At 48.7% G+C, this 6658-nt stretch carries 3 protein-coding genes and 1 pseudogene; 1 reads left to right on the top strand and 3 read right to left on the bottom strand.

The genetic code is table 11. The features are described 5' to 3' along the window. Nucleotides 1-122: 122 nt before the first annotated feature. Nucleotides 123-749, top strand: a pseudogene (locus MMIC_RS08900) (IS3 family transposase); the annotation flags it as partial. A gap of 48 nt (nt 750-797) precedes the next feature. Here MMIC_RS08900 and MMIC_RS08895 read toward each other — a convergent pair. From MMIC_RS08895 to MMIC_RS08885, 3 genes are all read right to left on the bottom strand, one after another. Beyond that, entirely contained in the window at nt 798-1160 is a 363-nt protein-coding gene (locus tag MMIC_RS08895; RefSeq protein WP_072660112.1) for a c-type cytochrome, read from the bottom strand. A 144-nt stretch (nt 1161-1304) separates the two neighbouring features. Continuing rightward, nucleotides 1305-3902 carry an ATP-dependent chaperone ClpB gene (gene clpB / locus MMIC_RS08890; RefSeq protein WP_072660111.1) on the bottom strand — a complete coding sequence of 866 codons (2598 nt, stop codon included), beginning with the start codon at nt 3900-3902 and terminating at the stop codon, nt 1305-1307. A 57-nt stretch (nt 3903-3959) separates the two neighbouring features. After that, the gene (locus tag MMIC_RS08885; RefSeq protein ID WP_083530541.1) at nt 3960-6650 is read right to left on the bottom strand and encodes an ABC transporter substrate-binding protein; all 2691 of its coding nucleotides are present in this window, start codon (nt 6648-6650) and stop codon (nt 3960-3962) included. Nucleotides 6651-6658 lie beyond the last annotated feature (8 nt).

Below are 6658 nucleotides of genomic sequence, written 5' to 3'. Positions count from 1 at the left end.
TCATTGTGACATTATAGAGACCGGAAATGAGAGCTGGAGATTCAAAAATAGAGCATGATTTAAACAGACTTTAGGGGGGTCAAAATTGGACGCTGATGGGGGGTCAATTTTGGGTGCTGATTGACAGCCTGTTCGGGTATTTGCGCCGACAGAGGATGTTGATCGCCCCGAAACGCAGCTATACCAAGACGACAGATAGTAAACACTGGATGAAAAAACATCCGAACTTGCTGGCTAATCTGGAGATTCACCATCCGGAGCAAGTGTTGGTCAGTGACATTACATATCTGGAAAGCGATGAGGGTGTACATTATCTCTCACTCGTTACAGATGCCTGTTCGCGTAAAATCATGGGACATGAACTAAGCCATGATCTGAGGGCTGTTCATCCGAATGCAGCGTTAAAGCAGGCAATAGCACAGCGAGTGGCGGATCACCCAATGATTCATCACTCGGATCGGGGTGTGCAGTATTGCTCGGCTACATATCAGGAGACGTTATCAAAACATCACATTCAGCCATCGATGACGGATGGATATGATTGTTATCAGAATGCGTTGGCGGAGCGTGTGAACGGCATACTGAAACAGGAGTTCCTGTTATACCGGTGTAAAACCTTTGAGAAACTTAAAAGGTTGGTGGATGAATCCGTTGATGCTTACAATCGACTCAGACCGCACCTCAGCCTGAGCATGAAAACACCCGAAGAGGTGCATAAAAAAGCCGACTGCCAATGGCAGCCGGCTTGAATAAAAAAAGTGTCAACGTATTTTAGGACGAGACATCGTAAAGCTAAATTACAGAGCTTTCAACTCAGCAATTGCAGCTTTTGCTTTGTCGCCACATACTTTCTGGTTAGGCATTTTAGACTTGCCGCCAGCTGCTTTAGCAACTTTCTTGGATGCGCACAGCCAAGCTTCAAGAGCTTCGTCTGTCCATACGCCACCAGCTGCGTGCTGTGCTTTCAGGTATGAACCATACTTGAAGCCTTCAGACGCGCCCTGTGGGCCGCCAGCAACACCTTTCAGACCAGGACCAACTTTCTTTTTAGTAGTGAAGTTATGACATGCTTTACACTTACCCAGTGCTGAAGCATTAGCAGTCGCTACGCCACCCATTACGAATGCAGCTGCTGCTGCGATCAATAGTGCTTTTTTCATAAAAATCCTCCTCTCGAATTTGGAGACGACTTGCTACGTAAGACGGCTCATGGTGTCAACCCTAAGCATGACGATAAACATGGGCAGTAGCAAAGAATCCCCCTATGGGGAAATGGATTCCCCCCCTCAGGAAGTTTTATTACTTCAAACCGCCTTTAAAAGTAATCTATCATTAGCAATATCCACCCCAACGCTGCCACCTGGCAACACATCACCAGCTATCAGCATACGCGCCAAAGGTGTTTCCAGCTGCTGCTGTATAAAGCGCTTCAATGGTCTGGCACCATACACAGGATCATATCCATTGCTTGCAAGCCAGGCTTTTGCTGCATCTGTCAGGACAAGTCCAATCTGCTGCTCAAGCAATCGCTGCGACAATTCTGAGAGGAACAGTTCAACCACCCCAACAATGACTGACTCGCTTAAAGGATTGAACAGAACTGTTTCATCCACCCGGTTCAGAAACTCGGGTCGAAAATGAGTACGCAGCGCCGTTATAACCTGCGAGCGTGATGTTTCACTTACAAGACCTTGCTCGTCGATGCCTTCAAGCAGGAACTCCGAACCGATATTGCTGGTCATAATTACAATCGTATTCTGGAAGTAGACCGTACGCCCATGGCTATCGGTCAGGCGGCCATCATCAAGCAGCTGCAACAGGATATTAAATACATCCGGATGCGCCTTCTCCACCTCATCAAGTAGCAGAACACAGTATGGCTTACGACGTACTGCTTCAGTGAGCTGCCCGCCTTCTTCAAAACCGATATAACCCGGAGGCGCGCCAACCAGACGGGAAACCGTATGCTTCTCCATATATTCAGACATATCGATACGCACCATATTATCTTCGGAATCAAACAGGTTACGTGCCAGTGTGCGGGCTAGTTCTGTTTTACCGACACCGGTAGGCCCAAGAAACAGAAACGATCCAATCGGTCGTTTGCGGTCACGGATTCCTGCCCGGGCACGCAGCACCGCATCAGCCACAGCTTTAACTGCCTCATCCTGTCCGATCACACGTTCATGCAGTACTGATTCAAGTTTGAGTAACTTGTCGCGCTCACCTTCGAGCAAACGTGTTACCGGAATACCCGTCCAGCGCGCTACAACCTCGGCAATCTCTTCCTCACTAACCTCTTCGCGCAGCATACTCTTCTGCTCAGTAGCTACAGCTTCGAGTTCGCTCAGTTGCTTCTCCAACTCGGGCAGTGTGCCGTAACGCAAGGTCGCAACCTTCTCCAGTTCATAGTTACGCTCTGCAGTTTCTATCTCCAGACGGGTCTGCTCAATCTGCTCGCGCAAACTGTGAACCACTCCTATGGCTCCTTTTTCAGCTTCCCATTGCGCACGCATGGCATCCCTGTGTTCCTGCAGGTCAGCCAGTTCCTTGCGTAACTGTTTCAATCGTTCTCTGCTCGCAGCATCCGACTCTTTTTTCAGTGCGGTCTCTTCAATCTCCAGACGCATGGCGCGACGAGTCACTTCATCCAGTTCTACCGGCATTGAATCCATCTCAGTACGAATAGAGGCGCAAGCTTCATCCACCAGGTCAATCGCCTTATCAGGCAAAAAACGATCCGATATATAACGGTCAGACAGAGTCGCAGCAGCCACCAGTGAGCCATCGGAGATACGTACACCGTGATGGAGCTCAAAGCGTTCACGCAAACCGCGCAGTATCGAGATGGTATCCTCTACATTCGGCGCATCCACCAGCACAGGCTGGAAACGACGTTCAAGTGCTGCATCCTTTTCAATATACTTCCTGTATTCATCCAGCGTCGTTGCTCCGATACAGTGCAACTCACCTCGTGCCAGCATGGGTTTAAGCATATTGCCCGCATCTGAACTTCCTTCTGTTTTTCCGGCTCCAACTATCGTATGCAACTCATCAATAAACAGCAGCGTGCGCCCTTCTGATGCCTTGATTTCCTTGAGTACCGCTTTCAAGCGTTCTTCAAATTCACCCCGATATTTGGCACCGGCCATGAGTGAGGTCATATCCAGTGAGAACAGACTGCGATCTTTCAAACCCTCCGGCACATCGCCGGATACAATGCGCTGCGCCAGACCTTCGGCAATCGCAGTTTTACCCACGCCGGGTTCACCGATCAGTACCGGGTTATTCTTGGTTTTCCTGGATAAAATACGGATGACCGAACGAATCTCACTGTCCCTGCCTATAACCGGATCCAGCTTGCCTTTCTGTGCCATCTCGACCAGATCAGTACCGTATTTTTTCAGTGCCTCATATTGCGACTCAGGGGAATCGCTGGTGATGCGCTGATTTCCACGTACGGATTCCAGCGCGGCAAGAAATGTCTCCCTGCTTATGCCCTGCTGCCTGAACAGTTGACCGGCATCTGTCGCCGGCCCCTCTGCTATCAGTCCCAGCAACAGGTGTTCAACAGAGACATATTCATCCTGTAGTGATTTTGCTTCGTCCTCGGCAGTGACAAACAGTTTCTGCAAACGCTGTGTGATATAAACCTTGTCGGCTTCAGTGGAAGTACCACTGACTTTCGGGCGTTTGGACAGTGAGCTCTGAGTTTGTGCTTTGAATTCGTCAACAGAGCCACCAGCCTGTTCGATCAAACGGCTTGCCAGGCCATGTTCCTGAGCCAACAGTTCTGCCAGAAGGTGTTCACCATCCACTTCCTGATGTGACAAGCGGACAGCCAGTTTTTGCGCAGCTGCAATCGCTTCTCCAACCTTCTGTGTTACACGATTCAAATCCATAATCGAACTCCTGTTTCAGCCTGATAGCAACACGGCCACCAATAGCTCTATGGGGTTCTAAATAGAGAAATCCAAGTCCTCTTTGGAAGTTCTGGCCAGACCAAGTCGCGCAACTTCTTCGAGCAATGCCTTTCTGGTATATGGTTTTCGCACAAAACCTCTCAAGCCAAAATGCTGCAATCGTCCTACCGCCTCTTTAGCGGAAAAGCCACTGCTGAGTAATATCGGGGTATCGGGTCGAATACCATGCAGAGCATGAAACGTCTGTTCACCATCCATCACCGGCATGGTCAGATCCAATAGTACAAAGGCAATCTCATCGGCATGTTTACGGAACAACTCAACAGCCTCTTCTCCGTCACAGGCTGTGATGATCTGCAGGCCTTCATGCTGAAGCAATCTTGATGCAACACTTCGGACAGCCTCTTCATCATCAACGACCAATACAGTCCCGCGCAGGCTTACCGACACAACAAACTCTCCGGTAAGTTTCTCCGGCTCAACCGGTTCACACTTTGTGAGTGCCGGAAGGTAAACAGTAAAACAGGAGCCTCTTCCAAGCTCACTGTTTAATGTCAGTGTACCATTGTGGCTGCGTACGATGCCAAGCAGAGCAGCAAGCCCCAGTCCACTACCAGTCTCCTTGGTCGTAAAAAACGGATCAAAGATACGTTCCTGAGTCTGCGCATCCATACCACAGCCGTTATCTTCAACTTCAATGTAGACAAAATCGCCGGCTTGTAAGTCTGTAGCCATATACATGGCTGCAAAATCCTGGCTGGAAAGGCTGCGTACACCGGTACGCAAGGTGATATCACCGGGTTTGCCGGACAATGCTTCAGATGCATTGGTCATCAGGTTCATGATTAATTGCGTCAGCTGATTTTTGTCGCCATACACATAGGGTAAAGTCTCCATCAACTGCTGATGCAGGCGTGCATGCTTACCGATCACTGTTTCAAGAAGATCGGACACATCCTGAATCATCTCATTGAGATTCTGTTCACCCATGGCAAATCTGCCCTGCCCGGAATAGGCCAGCATCTGGCGCACCAGATCAGCGCCTTTACGTGATGCCTTAAATATCTGCTGCAGGTAATAACGGGTCTCGCCCTGCTCAGGGGCATCGAGCATGGCAAGCTCTGCATTGCCCATCATACCGACAAGAAGATTATTAAAATCATGGGCAATACCACCGGCCAACACACCGATGCTCTCCATTTTCTGCGCCTGTTGCAGTTGCCCTGTTAGCTCCTGACTTTCGCGCTCTGCCAGCTTGCGTTCATTGATATTTCGCACATTGCCTTCAATCCCCATCTTACGGCCATCTTTATCGTGGCAGTACTGGGAATTCACTTCAACCCAAACCCGGCTTCCATCTTTGTGCTTCAGACACAATTCATAATGCTGCAGGCTTCCACCGGACTCCTCCAGTGCTTCGAGAAATGCTTCACGTCCAATTTCATCATAATACAAGGAATGCAAAGGCACGCCGATTAATTCACTGCGCCCAAAACCCAATTGCCGTTCACAGGCCAGAGATACCCAGACAATCTTTCCATCCATATCAGCCCTGTAATAGGCATCCTGCATGGAATCTAAAATATCCTTGTATTCCGAACCCACCTGTTCCAGAGCAGCTGTGCGTTTACGGATACCGCTACGCAGCTGCACGGTATAAACATAAAGCAGCAGCACCAGCGTGCAAAGCAAAGCAACAGCAATCCAGTAACGATAAATCCAGAGTGCAGAAGCAACATCCGGTTCAGCCTGATATATAAAGGCATCCCAGTTGATGTCATCAACTTGATAACCCAATCCATTAAACACACCGGCCAGGTGTTTCCAGCGTTGCCGGTTTGATTCTCCAACAGGTACAATGTCAGGAAATACAAGGTCCCGAATTGCCCGCGCTTCAAACAACAGGTGTTCAGTAGACTTATGCTGGCTGTTATATTTCTGCTGAATCACTTCAACAGACTCATCAATATGATCCAATGCATATGTCCAGCCCTTAAGACTGGCACGGCGAAATGCTGCAGCGCGCTCAGGATGCTGATTCACCTCATTTTCAGAAGTAATCAGCGCATCACCATAAAAGTCGATACCATAATCGTGAGGCTTGAACATTGTAAACGGAATACCCATCTGCTTCATCAAATAGGGTTCATTGGTACTGTATGCTGAGAAAGCATCCGTATTCCCATTGACTAAATCCTGAATATCAAAACTACTGGGAAGACGAACGTAATCAGATTCATTGATACCGAATTTCTTCAGTACTGCCAGCGTAGCAGCAGTAACATAACCGCCTTGCACCATGACTCGCTTATTGCGCAGATCTGCAGGTGTTTTGTACGACACACCTTGATCAGAACGCATCAAAAGTATGACAGGGGAGTGTTGAAAAATATTTGCCAATACGACGACAGGTTTGCCCTCAGCACGATGAAGCAGTGCACCTGTATCAGCCACAATGTACTGAGTCTGGCCCTGCATAAGTTCTTCCATCAAAGAATGACTCGGACCACCCTCTGCCAACTCGACATTCAGACCTTCTGCAGCGTAATACCCTTTCTCAAACGCCATATAATAACCGGCGAACTGAAACTGATGCTTCCATTTCAAATGCAGACGAACCTTCTCGCCGTCATTATTAGCCACTACACCATTATCAGAATGTGCATTCGCTACTGAAGCCCATAGGGTCAGAATTACCATGAAACTCAATGCCATGAATGATCGCATGGCTAGAG

It is taken from the genome of Mariprofundus micogutta (genome assembly GCF_001895085.1).
GTDB lineage: Bacteria > Pseudomonadota > Zetaproteobacteria > Mariprofundales > Mariprofundaceae > Mariprofundus > Mariprofundus micogutta.
This window is presented reverse-complemented; position numbering and strand designations above follow the sequence as displayed.

Excerpts from the sequence above, each read along its gene's own strand:
- MMIC_RS08885 (WP_083530541.1), bottom strand. The coding sequence starts at position 6,650 with ATGCGATCATTCATGGCATTGAGTTTCATGGTAATTCTGACCCTATGG.
- clpB (WP_072660111.1), bottom strand. The coding sequence starts at position 3,902 with ATGGATTTGAATCGTGTAACACAGAAGGTTGGAGAAGCGATTGCAGCT.
- MMIC_RS08895 (WP_072660112.1), bottom strand. The coding sequence starts at position 1,160 with ATGAAAAAAGCACTATTGATCGCAGCAGCAGCTGCATTCGTAATGGGT.